Below are 338 nucleotides of genomic sequence, written 5' to 3' on the forward strand. Positions count from 1 at the left end.
ATACCGAACACGGAAGTTAAGCTCTCTAGCGCCGATGGTAGTTGGGACCTTGTCCCTGTGAGAGTAGGACGTTGCCAGGCTTGTATTATTCCGCAGTAGCTCAGCGGTAGAGCTATCGGCTGTTAACCGATCGGTCGTAGGTTCGATTCCTACCTGCGGAGCCATTATGCTTCCATAGCTCAGCTGGTAGAGTACTTCCATGGTAAGGAAGAGGTCACCGGTTCAACCCCGGTTGGAAGCTTGGAAAAAGTTTTTAAATTTTTGGCCCGTTGGTCAAGTGGTTAAGACACCGCCCTTTCACGGCGGTAACACGGGTTCGAATCCCGTACGGGTCACCA

The 338-nt window shown here is 51.8% G+C and carries 3 tRNA genes and 1 rRNA gene; all 4 read left to right on the forward strand.

Going from position 1 to position 338, the window contains the following annotated elements:
* Nucleotides 1–80: ribosomal RNA gene (rrf, locus tag JDS95_RS32315) — 5S ribosomal RNA — on the forward strand; the annotation flags it as partial.
* 9 nt (nt 81–89) lie between these two features.
* Nucleotides 90–164 (forward strand) — tRNA-Asn (locus tag JDS95_RS30630).
* Nucleotides 165–168: 4 nt separating this feature from the next.
* Nucleotides 169–241 (forward strand) — tRNA-Thr (locus tag JDS95_RS30635).
* A gap of 22 nt (nt 242–263) precedes the next feature.
* Nucleotides 264–338 (forward strand) — tRNA-Glu (locus JDS95_RS30640).

The sequence above is a fragment of the Bacillus cereus group sp. N24 genome, assembly GCF_016483345.1.
GTDB lineage: Bacteria > Bacillota > Bacilli > Bacillales > Bacillaceae_G > Bacillus_A > Bacillus_A toyonensis.